Here is a 19459-nt window from a genome sequence, read left to right as displayed (position 1 = left end):
CCCCGAGCCTGGCTGCTTTGCATAAAGACTAGACTTAATATTTCCACATTGCAATATAACCGGGGCGCCTACTGTCAAATTTGACAGTAGCTGCAGATTGCTGCTATCCGCGGCATGGCTTTCCGATAGAATAAATTTCCACGGAGAAATAAAAAATAGTCTAGCCACACCGGTCCGCTGCCAGCGGCAATCGCTTTCTCACGGCTTCGCGCCACGTTCAGATAAGGATCTCAAGATGTTTATCGACGCTATCAGACACTCCCAGTACGGCCTCTTGACCCGTGCCATTTTCGGCCAGATCGCCACCATCACCCTGCACGATCACAGCGCAGCCACCGAAGCGGCATTGCTCAGCCTGGTGCGCACGCTGGCGCAGGCCGCCAAGGCATCGCCGGCCAAGGCCGGCCTGGTGGCAGCCTTCGACCCCGGCTTGTGGGGCCGCTGGCACGATCGCGCCATTCCGGTAGCGCGCACGGTGTTGAACAGCTCGCCCAAGCTGCGCGACAGCGGCGGCGATGTCTTGCTTTACGTGAAGGCCGACAATGCCGCGGCGGCCGCCCAGCTGATGGAAAGCGTGCGCCCGGGACTGCAGGCGCTGGCAGCGCAGATCGAGATCCTGGCCATCGGCAAACGGACGGACGGCAAGGTGATGGGTGGACGCTACCTGGACGGCATCACCAATCCCAGCGATCCGGTCAGCCTGGCGGCCGACATCCTGGTCGATGGCGAGTTCCAGGGCGCATGCTACGGCTTCACGCAGAAATTCCTGTTCGAGTGGAGCAGCATCGGCGACATGCTGCCCGACGCCCAGGACGCCATGCTGGGCCGCGATCCTGCCGGCGCCATCCTGCCGCAGCACGACCATAACGCGCACATCCGCCGCGTGCATGTGCTCGACAGTAATGGCGACAACCTCAAGCTGCTGCGCCAGGCCTTGCCGTTCGGCGAACATGCGGGCAGCGCCGCGCGCGAAAAGGGACTGATGTTCGTCGCCTTCTGCAACGACCAGCCGCGCTTCGAAACCATCATCAAGCACATGATGGGCGAACTGCCGGAGCGCCCGGCCGACCGCCTGATGAGCGTGGTGCAGGGTGTCGCCGGCAGCTACTGGTATGTGCCGAATGCGCAAGAGCTGAACGTGCCGGCGGCCGTCGTCGACGACGTACAGGAAGATCCGCACTGGCAGGTGCGCAGCAAGAACGGCTACCTGTTCTACAACGGCCAGGACTATCTGCACCAGATGAGCGAAGGCAAATACATTGCCGGCGATCCGCCCAGCCCGCGCCTGCTGGCCCTGTTGGGACGGGCATTCTCCCACTGGAACGACGGCTGGCTGAAACGCAATCCTTTCCCGCGCCTGCCGCATCTGTCGCAACTGGTGAGCGAGGTGGAAGCGCCGTCGCTGACTGCTTCGGTGGCGCTGCGCAAGGCGCTGGCCAATCACAAGACACTGGCCGGATTGCTGTCCAGCCCGCAATCCGATATCGCCCGCCAGAACGGCTTGCTGCGCATCTATCCGGAAGAACTGGTGGTCGGCGTGATTCCCGATTTCACGCTGGGACGCGGCAAGGAAGTGGTGCCCTACCTGAGCGAAGATGAAACCGTGGCGGCCTGGCTCAAGGGCCAGCTCAACGAGTGGTCGGCCATGGGCCATGTGGTGCCGCATTACCAGAAACTGGTGACGCTGGGCCTGGGCGGCCTGATCGCCGAATTGCAGCAGCAGATGGAAGCGACGGCCCTGCTGCAAGAAGACAAGCCCGGCGACGGCGTGTTGCTGCAGCGGCTGGAATTCTATGCATCCGCGTTGCTGTCGCTGGAAGGGGTACAGGAATACCTGGGCAACTGGGCGACCCTGGCCGAGACCGCCGCCAACGCGGCACAGCTCTCCGGCACGGCGGAAAACGCCAACAACATGCGCGACGTCGCTGCCCGCCTGCGCCACCTGCGCAGCGACGCCCCGGTCAGTTTCCTGGATGGCGTGCAGCTGGTGTTTTCCTTCCATTGCTGCCTGCACCTGGTGGGCGAACTGACTTCGCTGGGACGGCTGGACCAGATCCTGTGGCCCTTGCTGCAACGTGACAATATCGCGCCCGAACGGGCGCAGGAAATCATCGATTGCCTGTGGCTCAAGATCGGTGAAAACGCTTTCGTCAACCGCGGCCTGGTGACCGACTACGTCAACTACGGCACCACTGCCGTGTGCGGCTACGGCGGCAATTTTCCGCAGGGCGGCGGCATCAATCAATGGGTGCAGCAGATCACAGTCGGCGGCTATATCGCCAATGACGACGCCAGCCCGACCGGCGGCGTCAATCCGGTCACCATGCTGTGCCTGAAGGCAGCGCGGCGGATTCCGGTCAACGCGCCGACGCTGTCGTTGCGGGTGTACGAAGGCATTCCGGACGAGATCATGGATGAAGCCGCCAAATGCCTGCTGGCCGGCGGCGCTCATCCAATCCTGTACCAGGACGATCGCTTGTGCAAAGCGCTGCATGCTTCCGGCAGCCAGGTGACGCTGCGCTGGTCGCGCGACTATGCGGCGGATGGCTGCTACGAACCGATGCTGGCCGGCGCCACCGGCTTTTCCTTCAACAACGTGACGCCGATGACGGCGCTGGAGCAGACCCTGAACCAGGGCGCCTGCTATGGCGAGGCCGGCCCGGTCTACCTGCGCGGACTGAAGCAGACCTTCCGTTCGCCGCCGGCGGCCGAGATCGCCAGCTTCAGGCAGCTGCAGGAAATTTTCCTGAAGCAGCTGGAGTGGATCACCATCCAGAGCTACAACGTGATCCTGGGCGGCTTCGGCAACCTGGCAGGCATCTGCCCCAGCCCGCTGCTGTCGGCGCTGATCGAAGGCTGCGCCGAATCCGGGCGCGACCTGACCGCCGGCGGCGCCCGCTTCAACATGATCGCGCCGCTGTGCGTCGGCGTCTCCAACACCATCGATTCGCTGTATGCGATCCAGAAGCTGGTGTTCGATCCGGCCACTGCCCTGACTACCCTGCCGGAACTGGTCGACTGCCTGATCAACGACTGGGGCTTCAACATGATCGAACCTTACCAGAGCCAGCTGCTGGGCCCGGCCGATGCCGAAGAACGCGGCCGCCGCTATCAGGAGCTGCGCACGGCCGCGCTGGCGCTGCCCAAGTGGGGCAGTGGCGATGCCGAGGTCAACGCCCTCGGCGCCTGGCTGATGGATCACACCGTGCGCATCTGCGTCGATGTGATCCGTCAGCCGCATCCGGCATTGCAGCCGGCGCTCGATAGCATCGCCAGCAGCTATGGCAGCGCTGAGTTCGTGATCACGCCCGGCATCGGCACCTTCGAGGGCTATGTCGGCGACGGCCTGTCCTGCGGCGCTTCGGCCGACGGCCGCCGCAACGGCATGCCGATCGCATCTGACCTGTCGCCGGTGCCGGCGCCGCAAGACCTGCCGCCCGCGCCGGCTTTCCGCAACATCTATCAGGCGCTGAAAAGCTGGCGCGTCGATTCCATCGAATATGGCTTGTCGAATGCCTCGCCGGTCGACATGAATATCGAAGAGGACTTTCCCTTGCAGGAATTGCAGCGTTTCGTGAAAGCCTATGCGCGTGGCGAAACCGGCTCCAACCTGATCACCCTCACCTGTGCCGACCTGGCCACCTACCAGGCGGCGGTGAACGATCCGGAACGCTACAACCTGGTACGGGTGCGCATGGGCGGCTGGACCGAGTTCTACGCCACCATGTTCCCGATGCACCAGGAACAGCACCAGCGCCGGCAGTATTTCACGCCCGGAGAGTGAGCCGCGGCGCTCTGCCAGCCCCACGCTTCGCCACGCGTCGAAGCATCAGCCGCAGAGGGAAAAGTACACTGGTCTCCAGACCCTGACTGGAGACCAGCAATGACAGCGCAACACGGAAGCAAGATAGCCAAGGACCTGCCGTGAGCACGGCCGACAGCGGCCGCCGGGCGCGCCAGGTGCTGGCGGCGACCAGCATCAGCTACACCATCGTGCTGCTCGACGCCTCGATCGTCAATGTCGCCCTGGAGCAGATCAGCAGTACGCTCAACAGCGATGTCAGCGGACTGCAATGGATCGTCAACGCCTACACGCTGACATTCGCCAGCTTTCTCATGACCGGCGGCACGCTGGGCGACCGCCTGGGAGCCAGGAACATCTACCTGGCCGGCCTGGCCGTATTTACGCTGGCCTCGGCACTCTGCGGCTTTGCACCGGATCTGAGCACACTGGCGCTGGCGCGCGCGCTGCAAGGCATCGGCAGCGCCATGCTGGTGCCTTGTTCTTTGTCGCTGATCAACCAGGCCTATCCCGATCCGGCCCGGCGCAGCGCGGCGATCGGCGTCTGGATGGGATGCGGCGGCATCGCCATGGCTTGCGGTCCGCTGCTTGGCGGCGTGCTGATCCACTGGTTCAGCTGGCGCAGCATCTTCTTTGCCAACCTGCCGCTCGGTCTGGCTGGCATAGGCCTGACATGGTCGGTCGCGCGCGACCAGGCGATCCGCTCGCGCCATTTTGATTTTTCCGGGCAGATCCTGGCGATCATTGCACTCGGCAGCCTGATCGCGGTGCTGATCGAAGGCCCGGCGCTGGGCTGGCATTCGCCGCCCGTGGGCGCCGGCATCGTGCTCTGCGGCGTTGCCGGCTTTCTGTTCCTCAGGATCGAAACCAGGCAACCTCACCCCATGCTGCCCTTGGCGTTCTTCAGGAACCGCCTGTTCGCAGCCTCCGCCTTTGCCTCCCTGATATCGGCGTTTGTCTTTTACGGTGTCCTGTTCACCTTCAGCATCTACTATCAAAGGGCCGCCGGCTATTCGCCGCTGCAGGCAGGACTGGCGTTCCTGCCGATGACCGTCATGGTCGCGCTGGGCGGGCTGATTTCCAGCCGCCTGGCCCGCATCTTCGGCGCGCGCTGGTCAATGTGCCTGGCGTTCGGCTTGTATGCCATCGGCGCCTTGGGCATGCTGCTGGTGCGACCAGAGGCGCCGTATGCGATCGCTATCCTGCCGATGCTGGCGATCGGGTTGGCCGCCGGCTTCGTCTCGCCGGCGGCGACCGCGCCAGCCATGGGCACCGTTGAAAAAAGCCGCGCCGGCGTGGCCGCCGCTGTATTGAACTCGGCCAGGCAAACCGGTGCTGCATTGGGGGTGGCAATTTTCGGTGCGTTTATCGCAGCGCTGCAGCCCTTCGAAACTGCCATGCATGTAGTGCTCGGGATTGTCGCCGCGACGGCGCTGGCCGCTGCGATGGTCTGGTGGCTGTGTTCCCGCCCTGCGCTGCGGCCGTTGCCGGCTTAACTGTCATGCGCCCGCCGTGTCAGGGCAGGACTTTACCTGGCGGCTTGCACCGCATCGGCCTGCCAGCCGCCGCCCAGCGCCTTGACCAGATAGACCGAGGTCAGCAGCAGCTGGCCGTGGATCTGCACCGCCTGACGCTGATTGGTCAACAGCGTTTGCTGGGCGGTGATCACGTCCAGGTAGGTATCCAGGCCGCCGCTATAGCGGTCATTCGCCAGATCGAGCACGCGCTGCGAGCTGTGCACGCTGGCTTCGGCCTGCATGCCGGCGCGGCCCAGCAGCGCCAGGCCGTCAATGCCGTCTTCAACTTCCTGCATCGCGACCAGCACCGTTTGCCGATAGTTGGCTACCGCGGCGGTGTAGGAGGCTTCGGCAATCTTGACGCCGGCGCGGGTCTTGCCGGCATCGAACAGGTTCTGCGCGAGGGATGTTCCGAGCGACCATAAAATGCTGGGCGCACTCAGCAGATTGCCGATCTGGTTGCTGTCCCAGCCGCCGTTCGGCTGCAGCAGGATGGTCGGGAAGTAGGCCGCCCTGGCTACGCCGATGCCGGCATTGGCGGCGGCCATGGCGCGTTCGGCGGAGGCGACGTCCGGACGGCGCTGCAGCACGTCGGAAGGCAAGCCGACCGGCGGCGGCGCCAGCACCGGCCTGGCCAGCGCCGCTTCCAGCTTGAATTGCGGGGCCGGCGTGCCGGTCATGGTGGCGAGTGCATGTTCGTATTGCACGCGCTGGTTTTGCAATAGTTCGAGCTGGGTCCGGTTGGCATCGAGCAGCGCTTGCTGCTGCGCCAGGTCGAGGCCCGAGGCGATGCCGAGATCGTGGCGCGCGGTGATGAATTCCAGCGCCCGCTGCTGCAAGGCGATGCCTTGGCGCACCACGTCGATTTCGGCGTCGAGCTCGCGCAGGTTGAAGTAATCGGCAGCCAGTTCCGACATCAGCACCAGCCGCGCATTCTCAAAATCCGCAGCGGCCTGCTCGGACGACGCCTTGGCCTGTTCCACCGTGCGGCGTACCCGGCCGAACAGGTCGGCTTCATAATTGACGGCGAAGCCGAGCTGGAAATTATTCTGCACGGTGGACTGGTTGGGCGTGCTGTAGGCGCTCAGCGGCCGGTTGGCCGAGATCTTTGCGCGATCAGCGCCGGCCTGCAGGTTCACCTGGGGAAACAAGCCGGCCGCGCTGACCGTCACTTGCTGGCGCGCCTGCTCCAGGCGCGCGGCGGCGATCTGCAAGGTCTGGTTTTGCGCCAGGGCCAGTTGTTCCAGCTGGTTCAGCCTGGCGTCCTCAAATGTTTCCCACCAATTGCCCTTCAATGCGCTGTCGTTCGGCATCGCCGCGTGAAACGGCTGCTCCGACTGCCAGGCCGCGGGCATCTCAAGTTCCGGTTTTTTATAATCCGGGCCGCTGGCGCAACCGCTCAGCCAGGCCGCGGCAGACAGCAGTGCCAGGCAGCGCGCGGATTTCATGATTTCGCTTTCGCCGCCGCGGCTTTAGGCGGCGCTATCGTCACCGCATCGTTGTCGGCCAGCGAATCCGGCGGGTTCAGCACCAGTTTGTCGGCTGCGCTGATACCACTCAGGATTTCCAGAGAATTGCCAAGATCGTGGCCGATCACGATAGGCTTGAGCTTGATGCGGCCACTGGCGTCGACCACGGCGATCCGGGTTCCCTCAGGACGGAACAGGATCACGTTGGACGGCACCGTCAGTACCTCGGAGGAACCGCCGACCGGCAGCGCAACCTGCACATAGGCGCCGGCCAGCAGCTTGTGCTCAGGATTCGGCAGATTGATTTCCATCTGCATGGTGCGGGTGGCGACATCGATCGCGCCGGCGGTGCGCACCACGGCGCCGTGGAAAGTCTGGCCGGGCATTTCGCTTTGCACGATGTCGACCGGGTCGCCGATCTTGATGCGTTGTGCGTAAGCCTGCGGCACGTACACATAGACCCGCAGCTGGTCGACCTGCGCCAGGCTGAACAAGGCGCGCCCGGCGCCGCCGTTGCCGGCATCGACCAGGTCGCCGACATCGACGCTGCGGCGCGTCACCACGCCGGCAAACGGCGCGGTCACTTTCTTGAAGCCTTCCAGCTTCTGCAGCCGCCGCACATTGGCATCCGCGGCTGCCAGATTGGCTTGCGCCTGGGTGTAGGCGCTGCTGCGTTCGTTCAGCTCCTGCTGGGTTACCGCGTCTTTCTTGCGCAGCGCTTCCCAGCGTTCGGCCGAGCTCTTGGCCAGGTCCAGGCTGGAGGCGGACTGCGCGCGCGCCGCGATCGCCTGCGACAATTGCTGGTCGACTTCGGGCGTATCGATATCGGCCAGCAATTCGCCTTTGGCGACATTGGCGCCTATGTCTTTATACCAGCGCAGCACATAGCCGCTGCTGCGCGCATAAATGGTCGATTCGATGACGCCCTGCAGGGTTCCCGGCAAAGTCACAGGCTGGCTGCTGGCGGCAGGCTTGGCATTGATGGTGGTCACGTATTGAATCGCATGGGTAGCAGTCGCCGCCGCCAAGGCGCGCGCGTGCACGATGCGCAGCGCCACCGTGACCACCGCGCCGAGCAGCAGCAAGAGCAGGATGGCGCCGGCGATCAGCCTGGCGCGCTTGCGGATGGCGGCCCGCGGCGAATGCGGCGCGGTGCCGGATCCGGGGACGGCCGGTTCGGCGCCGTGGATGCCGAGAGCGGCGTGGCGTTTTTCAGACATGTCAGAGATCTCCCTTTGCTGCAGGCAAGGCCGCATGCCGGCGGCCAGCCCGGTGCGCCAGATGACGGTGAATGCCGGCGAATACGATCGGCACGAAAAACAGGGTGGAGACGGTGGCAAACAGCAGGCCGCCGATCACCGCGCGGCCCAGCGGCGCATTCTGCTCAGCGCCTTCGCCGAAGCCGATCGCCATCGGGATCATGCCGATGATCATGGCCAGCGCCGTCATCAGCACCGGACGGATACGGGTGGCGCCCGCTTCCAGCGCGGCCGACAGCGGCGGCACGCCCTCGTCCAGCCGCTTGCGGGCGAACGACACCATCAGGATGCTGTTGGCGGTGGCCACGCCCATGGTCATGATGGCGCCGGTCAAGGCCGGTACGCTAAGCGTGGTGCCGGTCAGGAACAGCATCCAGGCGATCCCGGCCAGTGCTGCCGGCAAGGCGGTGATGATGATGAAGGGATCGACCCAGGACTGGAAATTCACCACGATCAGCAGGTACACCAGTACGATCGCCATCAGCAGGCCGATGCCGAGCCCGATGAATGACGATTTCATGGTGTCGACCTGGCCGCGTATCACCACATGCGTGCCGCGCGGCAGCTCTGCGCGCAGCTGGTCGACCAGTTTTTCGACATCGCCCGAGACGCCGCCGAGGTCGCGCCCTTCGGCGCTGACATACAGATCGACCACCGGCGTCACGTTGTAGTGCGACACATCCGCCAGCTGCGCGGCCGGCGCCACTTGCACCAGATTGCTGAGCAACTGGGTCGGCATGGCGCCGCTGCCGGCGGCGGCCGCCGCACCGCTGCTGCCGACCGGCGTGCGCAGCAAGGCATCCAGGCTATCGACCTGGTATTGCGGGGTCTGCACCGCGATGTTGTAGACCACGCCGTTGGCCGGATTGAGCCAGAACGCCGGCGCCGTCTGGAAGCTGCCGGCCAGCGACACCAGCACATTCTGGGCGACGTCGAGCGGATTCAGGCCGAGCTGCTTGATCTGCAGCCGTTGCATGTCCAGCGCCAGCGTCGGCTGGTCCAGCTTTTGCAGGATGTGGACGTCGACCGCGCCCGGCACCTGCTTGACCTGCTTCATCAGCTTGCTGGCAAGGGCGTAGTTGACAGGCAGGTTGGCGCCGCTGATCTGGACGTCGAGCGCCGCCGGCAAGCCGAAATTGAGAATCTGGGTGACGATGTCGGCTGGCTGGAAATAGAATTCCATTTGCGGAAAGCGCTTTGGCAGCTCGCGTCGCAAGCGCTCGATGTAAATGGCGCTGGGGCGGTGTTCCGCCGTCAGCGAAATCTGGATCTCGCCATCCATGGTGCCGATGGTGCCGGCATTGCTGTAAGAGAGATTGATGCCGCTGTAGGGAAGTCCAAGATTATCCAGGACCGTGTTGAGCTCGCTGGCGGGAATGATCTCGCGGATGACCTTTTCCACCTCGTCGGCAAGGCGCGCCGTTTCTTCGATGCGGGTGCCGGTCGGCGCCCGCATGTGCAGGCGGATCTGGCCGGCATCGACACTCGGGAAAAAATCGCGTCCGGAGACGAAGGCCAGGCCGCAGGACAATACGCAAAAACCGAGGAACAGGGAGCCGAACATCTTGCGCCGGGTCAGCAGGCTGGCCAGGATCACGATATAGCCGCCGCGGAAACGCTCGAAACCGGCGTCGAAGCGGCGATACACTCTTTGCAGCAGGCTAGGCTTGGCGGACGGATCGGCATGCGCCTGGTCCATCATCAGCATCACCATGGTCGGCACCAGCGTGCGCGACAGCACATAGGACGCCAGCATGGCGAACACCACGGCCTCGGCCAGCGGCACGAACAGGTAGCGCGCCACCCCGGTGAGGAAGAACATCGGCACGAACACGATGCAGATGCACAGCGTGGAGACAAAGGCCGGCACCGCGATTTCACCGGCGCCTTCGAGGATCGCCTTGTGCAGGTCGGAACCCTGATGCAAATGGCGTTCTATATTTTCAATGGTGACCGTGGCATCGTCGACCAGGATGCCGACCGCCAGCGCCAGTCCGCCCAGGGTCATGATGTTGATGGTCTCTCCCAGCGCATACAGCGCCAGCACCGACGACAGGATGGAAAGCGGAATCGACACGGCAATGATGCAGGTGCTGCGCCAGTTGCCGAGGAATAGCAAGATCATGGCGGCGGTCAGGCAGGCCGCGATCACCGCCTCCTTGATCACGCCGCTGATGGCGGCCCTGACGAATAGCGACTGGTCGAACAAGGGCGTGATTTTCAGGTCTTCCGGCAGCGACTGCAGCGCCACCGGCAGGATGGCGCGCAGCGTGCTGACGATATCCAGGGTCGACGAGCCGCCGTTTTTCAACACTGAAATCAGCACACCGCGCTCGCCGTTCTGGCGCACGATATTGGTTTGCGGCGAAAAGCCGTCGCGCACCCGCGCCACCTCCGACAGATAGGTGGTGGCGCCGTTCTTCGCCAGCACCGGAATATTGTTCAGGCCGGCAATCGTGTCTGGCGAACCGTTCATGCTGATATTGAATTCCGTGGCGCCGATCTTGGCGGTGCCTGAGGGCAGGATCAGGTTTTGCGCATTGACGGCGTTCACCACATCGGTCGGTGTCAGCCCCTTGGACAGCAGCGCCTTGGTATCCAGGTCCACCGAAATCACGCGCGACTTGCCGCCGTAAGGATAGGGTATCGCTGCGCCCGGCACGGTAATCAGCTGCGGCCGCAGGAAATTGAGAGCAGTGTCGCCCAGCGCCTGCTCGGTCATGCTGGGACTGGACAAGGCCAGCTGGATCACTGGAATGCTGGAAGCCGAGTATTTGATGATCAGCGGCGGCGTGATACCAGGAGGCAACTGCCGCAGTTGCGCCTGCTCCACCGCCACCACTTGCGCTATCGCGGTCTGGATGTTGGCGGTCGGCTGGAAGAAAATCTTGATGATGGAAATGCCAGCCAGCGATTGCGACTCGATGTGTTCGATGTCATTGACGGTGGTGGTCAGGCCGCGCTCGTTGCTGGCGGCGATGCGCTGCCCCATGTCCTGGGCCGACAGGCCGTTGTAGTTCCAGATGATGCTGATCACCGGGATGTTGATGTCCGGCAGGATGTCGGTCGCCATTTTCAGCAAGACCACCGGCGTCGCCAGTAAAATCAACAGCGCCATGACGATAAACGTATAGGGCCGCCGCAGCGCTATTTGAACGATCCACATGTTGAGCAGGCCCCACGCAAGTTATTGACGGCGTGGAGAGATGGTAGCGGAATTTGCCAAGGCCGGCGCGGCCTCCATGTATCAGGATTGTTTCAGTCTTGCGCCGCCATGTACTTTGGTTCTATTGTTTTAATGACACTTGCTTTTGACGGCAAGAGCACGGGCATGCCAGCGCCGCCGCAGCGTTACCTGCCGCCAGTCAGGCGCCGCGGAACCGCGGCTGCCGCCGCTCGCTGAACGCCATCAGCCCTTCGCTGAAATCGGCGCTGGCGCATGCCTGCCGCCGCAGCTCGGCGATCTGCTCCATGGCTTGCACCGGCAGCGGCTGCATGTCTTCCATGATGCGCAGCTGCTCCTTCACCGCGCACACCGCCAGCGGCGCTTTGGCGGCGATGCCGCGCGCCATCTCCAGCGCTTCCGCCTCCAGCCCGCTGCTCTCAGCCAGGCGGTTGACGACGCCGAACTGAAGCGCGCGCTCGGCCGTCAGCGGTAACGCGCAAAAGAACATCTCCTTGAGCACATGGATAGGCAGGTTGTGGAAGAAACGCAGCAGGCCGCTGGTGGTGTAGGGCAAGCCGATATTGGCCGGCGTCATGGAGAAGCGCGCGCTGCGGTCGGCCACCACCAGGTCGCAGCTCATCGCCAGGTCGACCGCGCCGCCCCACACCGAACCCGACACCAGCGCGATCACCACGCCAGGATAAGCACGTATCGCGCGCAGTACGCGCTCCAGCGGCTTGCCGTAAGCGATCGGATCGCGGTCATGCGCCAGTTCACTCAGATCGTGGCCGGCGCTCCAGACTTCCTGGCCGATGCCGCTGCCAAGCAACAGCACCGGCACCCGCTGCTCGGCCAATTGCAGCAAGCGTTGTTCCAGCGCCGCCAGCAAATCCGCGCTGAGCGCATGGCGGCGCGCCGGATTGCTGAACACGACATGGCCGATCCGCTCCTCGATGATGCGGCTGGTGACTGTGGCGACGTTGTCTGGCTTATTCATTGCATTACCTCCATTTCTGCCGCCGCGGCCGCTGTCTCTTGGTACGCAGCCTTGGAGGCCAGCAGCGCCTCAATCGCGGCCGGATCAAACCCGGCTTCACGCAAAACTTCCACCGTGTGCTGGCCAAGGCCTGGCGGTGCGCGGCGGCTGCCCGCGGAGTCCGCATCGGCGCCATAGCTGGTCACTGGCGTCGTTACCTGCCGCAGCTCGCCCAGGGTTGGATGCTGCGTGCTTTCGACCAGCCGGCAATGCAAGACCTGCGGATCGGCGAATACTTCGGCCAGGGTGTTGATCGGTCCGGCCGGCAAACCGGCAGCGACGAAACGTTCGCTCCATTCGTGCTTGCTGCGCGTCTTCAGGCGCGCTTCCAGCAGGCTCTTCAGTTCGTCGCGATGAGCGACCCGCAATTCGTTGCTGGCGAAGCGCGGATCGTCCGGCAGCGCCGGCAGTTCAAGCAGCTGGCACAGGCGCAGCCACATGTCGGCCGTGATCGGCGCCAGGTTGAGCGGACCGTCGGCGGTCTCGAAGACGCCGTAGGGTGCGATCACCGAGTGGGCATTGCCGGTGCGCTGCGGGATTTCGCCCAGGCTCAAATAGCGCTGGCCGTGCACGCTCAGCAGGCCGACCAGGCTGGCCAGCAGCGAACTGCCGACATGCTGGCCGCGTCCGGTGCGCTGGCGTTCCAGCAGCGCCGCCAGGATCGCCATCGCCAGCCACATGCCGGAACTCATGTCGCCGATGGCGGTGCCGGTGCGGGTCGGGTCACCGTCGGCAAACCCGGTCAGGCTCATCATGCCGGAATAGCCCTGGGCGATCTGGTCGAAACCGGGCCACCCGCTCAACGGGCCGTCGGCGCCAAAGGCATTGATGCTGCCCATCACCAGGCGCGGATTGCGTGCGCTCAGCGCGGCGTAGCCAAGTCCCATGGCGTCCATCGTGCCCGGCTTGAAGTTTTCAATGACGACATCGGCGCCGTCGATCAGCCGCTGCAGCGCCGCCATCCCCTGCGCATTGCGCAAGTCGAGGCAGATGCCGCGCTTGTTGGCGTTGCAGGACAGGTAGTAAGTGCTGACGCCACGGTCGAACGGGCCCCAGCCGCGGCTCATGTCGCCGGCCGGTCCCGACTCCACCTTGATTACATCGGCGCCCATGTCGGCCAGCGCCATCGAACAGAATGGTCCGGACAGCGCGCGGCTGAGGTCGACGATCTTGATACCTTGTAGTGCTTGCATCTGTTGCTCCAGTCAATTGATGGCGGTTATTGCGGCAGCTGCTGGTCACGGGTCTCCACCGCGAACGGCAAGATCAGCAGCCCGGCCACGAAGGCCGCCGCGGTCCAGGCCACCGGCAAGCCGAGCGAGCCCTGCCACTGGATCGCCGCCGCCAGCAGGAAGTTGACGCCGGCGCCAAGGAAGCGGCCGATGGATGCATTGAAGGCGAATGCGGTGGCGCGTATGCGGGTCGGATACTGCTCCGGCAGCCACAGCGAAAAGATCGCAAAATTACCGCCGAAGAAACCCAGGAACAGCAGCGACACCATGAACAGCTTGAGGCCGTCCGCCAGGTAGAACACCCAGCCGAAGGCGAACACGATGGAGAGCGCCATGCCGGCGAAGTAGATGCCGAGCGCCATCCGGCGGCCCAGCCGCTCGGCCAGCCAGGGCGCTGCCAGGCAGCCGAGTATGGTGGCGAACGACAGGATCGCCGCGCCGATCGAGGCCAGGTGCACGGCGCCGATATGGTCAATGCCGGCGCGCGTCGCCAGCGTCACCACCGCGCTGGCTTCGTACACCGAGCCGGCCCACAAGCCGATCACCGCGACGCCGACCAGCGAGGCGCTGGTGATGGTGCGGCGGCGGAAGGCCGGCGTAAACAGCTCGCGGAAAGAATTGCGCACCACGGTCGCGCTGGCAGCTACCTTGCCATGTGCGTCCTTGCGCCACTGCCCCGGTTCCTTCACCCGCAATACCGTGAAGATCGCCAGCAAGGCCGGCGCCAGGCCGCACAGGAACATGGCGCGCCAGCCGTAGGCGGCGCCGATCGTGTAATTGAGCCAGGCGGCGATGAAGAAGCCGACGTAGTAGCCGGTCTGCAGATAGCCGGCGCCCATCTTGCGCCGGTCTTCCGGCCAGCTTTCCGCCACATAGGTGCCGGCCAGCGCCCATTCGCCGCCGACGCCGATGCCAGCGATCAGGCGGAATGCCGCCAGCTCCCAGACGTTGTGGGAAAAGGCAGCGGCGCCGGTGAATACCGAGTAGATCAGGATGCTGGCGGCAAGCGTCTTGACGCGGCCGAAGCGGTCGGCCAGCGGCCCCCAGATGAAGGACAAACCCCAGCCGATCAGGAACAGCGCGAACAGGATCGAGCCGTACATGCCGAGATTGCCGGGGGTAGCAGCGATGCCCGAGGCCGGCAGCAGTTCGGTCAGCGCCGGGATCAGCACCAGCGCATAGATCACCGAATCGACGCCGTCCAGCACCCATCCTGAATATACCGCCCAGAAGCCGCCGATCTGTTCGCGGCTGAGAGGCGTGCGCCGCGGCTTGACGCCGGGCGCCGTTAATCCGATTGCCTTGTCCATGCTTGTCTCCTTGTCGGCCTTTGCGGCCATGGTGATGCGACTCCGGCTGGTCGCCGTGCCCGCTTTTTGTGGGACAAGTATAGAAAAACGGTCGATAATTTAAAAATATGTTATTCCGCTTGCTTCATAGGATTAACGTATAGGATGACGGAACAGGATCAACACGCCAGGGAGCGGACATGGATTTGCGGCAATTGCGGTATTTCGTCAAGGTGGTTGAATGCGGCAACGTCACGCACGCCAGCGAGGCGCTGCATATCGCCCAGCCGGCGGTCAGCCAGCAGATGCGCAACCTGGAACGCGACCTCGGCATGCAGTTATTGGAGCGCAGCGTGCATGGAGTGGCGCCGACTGCCGCCGGCCTCACCCTGTACCGCCATGCGCTGGAGCTGCTGCGGCAAGCCGACGGCACGCGCGAACTGCTGCGCCAGGATGCCGAATTCCCGCAAGGGAAGGTGTCGGTGGGCATGCCGTCCAGCACCTCGCGGGTGCTGGCGATTCCGCTGGCGCGCCTGGTGCGCGAGCGCTTTCCCGGCATCGTGCTGGAACTGATCGAAGCCCCCAGCGCCGACCTCAGCGGCCTGATCGGCGGCGGCCGGGTCGAGCTGGCGGTGGTGGCCGACGCCGTCGCAACGCGCGGCGTCGCCATGCAACGGCTCATCAGCGAAGCCTTGCATCTGATCGCCTGGCCGGATTTCCCGCTGCCGTCCGCGCCCATCAAGCTGGCTGAGCTGGCGCGCATGCCGCTGATCTTGCCGAGCGCGCCGAATTCGATCCGCAGTCGCGTCGACTGGGCCTTGAGCGAAGCCGGCCTGGCGTCCGAGGTACGCTTTGAAGCGAGTTCCACGGCGCTGCTGTTCGCCGCCGTCATCGCCCGTCTTGGCGTCACCATCCTGCCGTGGTCGGCCGCCCACGTCGAGCTGGACGAACACAAGCTGAAGCTGGCCGCGGTCGATCACCGGCTGTTCTCGCGCGAGCTGTCGCTGTGCTGGCATGACACCGAATTGCTCAGCAACGCCGTGCACAAGGTCAAAGCCATCATCGTGGAATTGTTTGAAGTGCTGGGGCAGCGGCGCGAGTGGCTGGCCAGCGCCTGACTCCGCCGGCCGTCTTCCTGAAGCACTGCCCGGCGCTTACTCGAAATCCGTCGCCGCCACGAATACCGCCAGCAAGGCTTCCAGGCCTTGCAAGTCCTGCGGCCGGAAACGGTTCAGGCTGGGACTGTCGATATCGAACACGCCGTACAGCTTGCCGTCCTTGAGCACCGGGATCACGATTTCGGCATTCGAGGCCGCATCGCAGGCGATGTGTCCGGGAAATGCATGCACGTCCGGCACCAGCACAGATTCGCGGCTGAGTGCCGCCGCGCCGCAGACGCCGCGCCCGAACTGGATGCGGGCGCAGGCAACCTTGCCCTGGAACGGTCCGACCAGCAATTCCTGCTCGTCGCCGTGGCTGCTCGCCGTACCGCGTGGCCGCACCCAGTAAAAACCAACCCAGTTGAGGTCGGCGATGGTCTGGTAGACGAAGGCGGAAAACTGCGCCGCATTGGAGTTCTGGTCGCGTTCATTGTCGAGGATGCTGGCGGCCTGGCGCGCCAGGAGGGCGTAATCGACATCAATTTCGGCAGCGGTAGAAGTAAACATGGGTATCCCTGAAAAATGTGCTGCAAGTTTACATGCAAACAGAGATTTTCTTTTGTTGCGGCGTAAACAGAGGGATTGCGTAGAGGCGAGGGGCGAAACCTGGAGCCCCGCAGCTGTTATTGGTAAAACAACAGCATTTTATGTTTCCAATTATAAACATTGCCCAATATCAAGCTGGTAAAAGTGACAGCTTTATTTTTTTGCCGACTGGCTATACTGGACAAACAGCTAATTGTTGCCAATTTGTCCCTTCCTGGACATTTTCAACCGACATTTGCGCTCGAATGTGCCGACTGCAGCTTGCCGTACGAACCAGATTGGGGAGTAGATCAAGTCATGACAGGACAGACTTACCCGGTTATCGCAGACCCTGCGCCGGCTCTGGCGCAGGCGATGTTCAACTTCATGGAAGACTGCGTCGCCGCAGCCATGCGCTGGGGATAGCTTCATCGGACACCGCTGCCGGCACCGCGAATAGCTAATCCGAAACTACCCTGTATCGCGCCCCCGCTCTCGGCTTAGCCTGAGATCCAGCAACCCTGATTTTCACCCTGTTTCAAGCGCCGCACCTGCGTCCGGCGCCGGGGGACCGTTTTTCTTTTTTTCCGGAGAATTCCATGAGCAAGAGCTATCGAGTGGTGTGGAGCAAATCGCAAGGCGCGCTGGTGGTGGTGTCAGAGCTGGCCAAATCCAACGGCAAGGGATCTGCCAGCCAGCTGGTGTCTAGCGGTCCCAAGTCCGGCAGCGGCGCGCTGCAGCGCTCGCGCCTGCCAGCCCTGCTGGCGCTCACCGCCAGCGGTTTGCTGGCCTTGCATGGCTCGGCAGCCTGGGCCAATTGCACCCCGGCCAATCCGGCCGACGGCGCCACCGTCACCTGCAGCGGCGCCGCCAACCTGCTGGCGCCCTCGTACAGCAGCGCAGCCAACAACCTGACCGTCAACGTGAATACCGGCGCCAGCGCCGGCGTGCTGCTGGGCTTGCTCGGCAATGCGATGACCCTGACCGGCAACAACGTCACCCTCAACAACGGCGGCACCATCGATCCTTCGCTGCTCGGCATCGGCAGCCTGCTCTCGACCGGGACAGTGATCGGCAACGCTGCCGCCAGCACCGTCACCGTCAACAACAGCGGCACCATGAAAGGCACCACCGGCCTGCTGGGAGTCAGCCTGACGAACCTGAACGGCGTCGCTCTGGCGGTCCAGAACGGCACCGGCGGCGTCAGTAATCTTTCCAACAGCGGCAGTATCGGCAGCACGCCCTTGCTGGGCATTTCGGTGCTGGCTTCGGACGCGCCGGTGGTGGCGGCCTACGGCGGCGGCCAGGTCAACTTCGTCAACACCAGCAGCGGCGCCATCAACGGCCGGGTGGCGTTCCAGGCTTCCGGCACGCCCGGCACCGGCAACACCTTCGTCAATGCCGGCGCCATCAACGGCAGCGTCTCGATGGGCGCCGCCAGCACCAATACCTTTACCGCGGTGACCGGTTCCACCGTCAGCGCCGGCGGCAGTCTCGGCCTCAACCTGCTCAGTGTGGTCGGCCTGAATCTCGGCTTCGCCGCCACCGGCACGATCGACGGCGGCGCCGGCGGCAACAATACCCTGCTGCTGCAGAATGCCGCCACCGGTACCGGCAGCGGCACCGGCGGCTCCGGCACGATCACCAGCGGCACCTACATCAACTTCCAGCACCTGGGCATGAACAGCGGCAGCTGGACCCTGAGCGGCGCGCAGACCTTCCAGGACGCGACGCTGAACGGCGGCCTGGCGATTTTCGATAACGCCGCTTCTTTCGGCACCGGAGCGATCTCGGCCAACGGCGGCGCCATCCAGGCCAGCGCCGCCGGCCTCAATGTCGCCAACAATATCGGCTTGCAGGGCGCCGGCCTGACGGTCCAGGGCGCCAATGGCCTGACCCTCTCCGGCACCATCAACGGCACCGGCGGACTGACCAAGAACGATGCCGGCATACTGACGCTGAACGGCGCCAACACTTATAGCGGCGGCACCAACCTGAACGGCGGCGGGCTGGTCCTCGGCAATGCCTCGGCAATCGGCAGCGGCACGCTGGCGGTGGGCGGCTCGGCGACGCTGGACACCAGCACCGGCCTGACGCTAGGCAACACCATCACACTGGCCAGCGGCGCCAACCTGAGCCTGGGCGGCAGCAATAACCTGGGCTTGAGCGGCGCGATTTCCGGCGCCGGCGGCCTGATCAAGAACGGCGCCGCGACCACTACCCTGACGGCGGCGAATACTTATACCGGCGGCACCACGATCAATGCCGGCACGCTGGCTATTGGCGCCGGCGGCAGCCTGGCGGCTAGCGGCGCAGTGAATCTTGCCGGCGCCGGCGCCGGTTTCGACATCTCGGCCGGCGGCAATCAAACCATCGGTTCACTGGCCGGCGTGGCCGGCAGCTCGGTCGCGCTCGGCGCCAACAACCTGACTTTCGGTGACGCTACCAATCAAACCTTCGGCGGCATCATCGGCGGCACTGGCGGACTGGTCAAGCAAGGCACGGGTACCGAGACACTGACTGGCGCCAATACCTTTACCGGCGGCGCCACCATCAATGCCGGCACCCTGGCCTTGGGCGCGGGCGGCAGCCTGGCGCCGGCAGTGGCGGTGAACGTTGCCGGCGCCGGCGCAGGTTTTGATATCTCTGCAGCAGGCAACCAGACCATCGGCTCGCTGGCTGGCGTGGCTGGCAGCACGGTCGCGCTCGGGGCGAACAACCTGACCTTCGGCGATGCCACCAACCAAACCTTCGGCGGCGTCATCGGCGGCACAGGCGGACTGGTCAAGCAAGGCAGCGGCACCGAGACACTGACCGGCGCCAACACCTTCAGCGGCGGCGCCACCATCAATGCCGGCAAGCTGGCGATCGGCGCCGGCGGCAGCCTGGCGCCAACTGTCGCGGTGAACGTGGCCGGCGCGGGAGCCGGTTTCGACATCTCGGCCGGCGGCAACCAGACCATCGGCTCGCTGGCCGGCGTGGCCGGCAGCAATGTTGCATTGGG

At 64.4% G+C, this 19459-nt stretch carries 11 protein-coding genes; 4 read left to right on the top strand and 7 right to left on the bottom strand.

Annotated elements, in window-relative coordinates; all coding sequences use genetic code 11:
- Positions 1-235: 235 nt before the first annotated feature.
- Together VNZ65_RS09895 and VNZ65_RS09890 are read left to right on the top strand one after the other, a co-directional pair.
- The gene (locus VNZ65_RS09895; RefSeq protein ID WP_325668470.1) at positions 236-3784 is read left to right on the top strand and encodes a Dyp-type peroxidase; all 3549 of its coding nucleotides are present in this window, start codon (positions 236-238) and stop codon (positions 3782-3784) included.
- A 140-nt stretch (positions 3785-3924) separates the two neighbouring features.
- Positions 3925-5298, top strand: coding sequence for an MFS transporter (locus VNZ65_RS09890; protein ID WP_325668468.1), 1374 nt, complete (start codon positions 3925-3927; stop codon positions 5296-5298).
- A 32-nt stretch (positions 5299-5330) separates the two neighbouring features.
- On the opposite strand, the gene VNZ65_RS09885 is transcribed toward VNZ65_RS09890, so the two are convergent.
- The 6 genes from VNZ65_RS09885 to VNZ65_RS09860 form a co-directional block, all read right to left on the bottom strand.
- Complete coding sequence (locus VNZ65_RS09885; RefSeq protein WP_325668465.1) at positions 5331-6767, bottom strand: efflux transporter outer membrane subunit; 1437 nt, start codon at positions 6765-6767, stop codon at positions 5331-5333.
- Positions 6764-8008 carry an efflux RND transporter periplasmic adaptor subunit gene (locus tag VNZ65_RS09880; protein WP_325668463.1) on the bottom strand — a complete coding sequence of 415 codons (1245 nt, stop codon included), beginning with the start codon at positions 8006-8008 and terminating at the stop codon, positions 6764-6766. Before VNZ65_RS09880 ends, VNZ65_RS09885 begins: the two co-directional genes overlap by 4 nt.
- 1 nt (position 8009) lies before the next feature.
- Positions 8010-11213 carry an efflux RND transporter permease subunit gene (locus tag VNZ65_RS09875; protein ID WP_325668461.1) on the bottom strand — a complete coding sequence of 1068 codons (3204 nt, stop codon included), beginning with the start codon at positions 11211-11213 and terminating at the stop codon, positions 8010-8012.
- 199 nt (positions 11214-11412) lie between these two features.
- Positions 11413-12210, bottom strand: coding sequence for a methylmalonyl-CoA decarboxylase (gene scpB / locus VNZ65_RS09870; protein ID WP_325668459.1), 798 nt, complete (start codon positions 12208-12210; stop codon positions 11413-11415).
- Positions 12207-13442, bottom strand: a complete 1236-nt coding sequence (locus tag VNZ65_RS09865) for a CaiB/BaiF CoA-transferase family protein (RefSeq protein WP_325668457.1) — start codon at positions 13440-13442, stop codon at positions 12207-12209. The genes scpB and VNZ65_RS09865 overlap by 4 nt, the downstream gene beginning before the upstream one ends.
- 26 nt (positions 13443-13468) lie before the next feature.
- The gene (locus tag VNZ65_RS09860; RefSeq protein ID WP_325668455.1) at positions 13469-14791 is read right to left on the bottom strand and encodes an MFS transporter; all 1323 of its coding nucleotides are present in this window, start codon (positions 14789-14791) and stop codon (positions 13469-13471) included.
- A 179-nt stretch (positions 14792-14970) separates the two neighbouring features.
- On the opposite strand from VNZ65_RS09860, the gene VNZ65_RS09855 reads away from it, so the two are divergent.
- The gene (locus tag VNZ65_RS09855) at positions 14971-15888 is read left to right on the top strand and encodes a LysR substrate-binding domain-containing protein (protein WP_325668453.1); all 918 of its coding nucleotides are present in this window, start codon (positions 14971-14973) and stop codon (positions 15886-15888) included.
- Between the two features lie 36 nt (positions 15889-15924).
- On the opposite strand, the gene VNZ65_RS09850 is transcribed toward VNZ65_RS09855, so the two are convergent.
- Positions 15925-16437, bottom strand: a complete 513-nt coding sequence (locus VNZ65_RS09850) for a GAF domain-containing protein (RefSeq protein ID WP_325668451.1) — start codon at positions 16435-16437, stop codon at positions 15925-15927.
- A gap of 617 nt (positions 16438-17054) precedes the next feature.
- On the opposite strand from VNZ65_RS09850, the gene VNZ65_RS09845 reads away from it, so the two are divergent.
- Positions 17055-19459 (top strand): autotransporter-associated beta strand repeat-containing protein (locus tag VNZ65_RS09845; protein WP_325668449.1); only part of this gene is annotated, 2405 nt, incomplete at its 3' end.

Origin of the sequence: Collimonas sp. (assembly GCF_035566555.1) — a bacterium.
Lineage (GTDB): Bacteria > Pseudomonadota > Gammaproteobacteria > Burkholderiales > Burkholderiaceae_D > Collimonas.
The sequence above is the reverse complement of the archived record's forward strand: the minus strand, read 5'-3'. Positions and strand labels throughout refer to the sequence as shown.

Coding starts and splice junctions, on each gene's coding strand:
- VNZ65_RS09895 (WP_325668470.1), top strand. CDS start 236: ATGTTTATCGACGCTATCAGACACTCCCAGTACGGCCTCTTGACCCGT.
- VNZ65_RS09885 (WP_325668465.1), bottom strand. CDS start 6,767: ATGAAATCCGCGCGCTGCCTGGCACTGCTGTCTGCCGCGGCCTGGCTG.
- VNZ65_RS09880 (WP_325668463.1), bottom strand. CDS start 8,008: ATGTCTGAAAAACGCCACGCCGCTCTCGGCATCCACGGCGCCGAACCG.
- VNZ65_RS09875 (WP_325668461.1), bottom strand. CDS start 11,213: ATGTGGATCGTTCAAATAGCGCTGCGGCGGCCCTATACGTTTATCGTC.
- scpB (WP_325668459.1), bottom strand. CDS start 12,210: ATGAATAAGCCAGACAACGTCGCCACAGTCACCAGCCGCATCATCGAG.
- VNZ65_RS09865 (WP_325668457.1), bottom strand. CDS start 13,442: ATGCAAGCACTACAAGGTATCAAGATCGTCGACCTCAGCCGCGCGCTG.
- VNZ65_RS09860 (WP_325668455.1), bottom strand. CDS start 14,791: ATGGACAAGGCAATCGGATTAACGGCGCCCGGCGTCAAGCCGCGGCGC.
- VNZ65_RS09855 (WP_325668453.1), top strand. CDS start 14,971: ATGGATTTGCGGCAATTGCGGTATTTCGTCAAGGTGGTTGAATGCGGC.
- VNZ65_RS09850 (WP_325668451.1), bottom strand. CDS start 16,437: ATGTTTACTTCTACCGCTGCCGAAATTGATGTCGATTACGCCCTCCTG.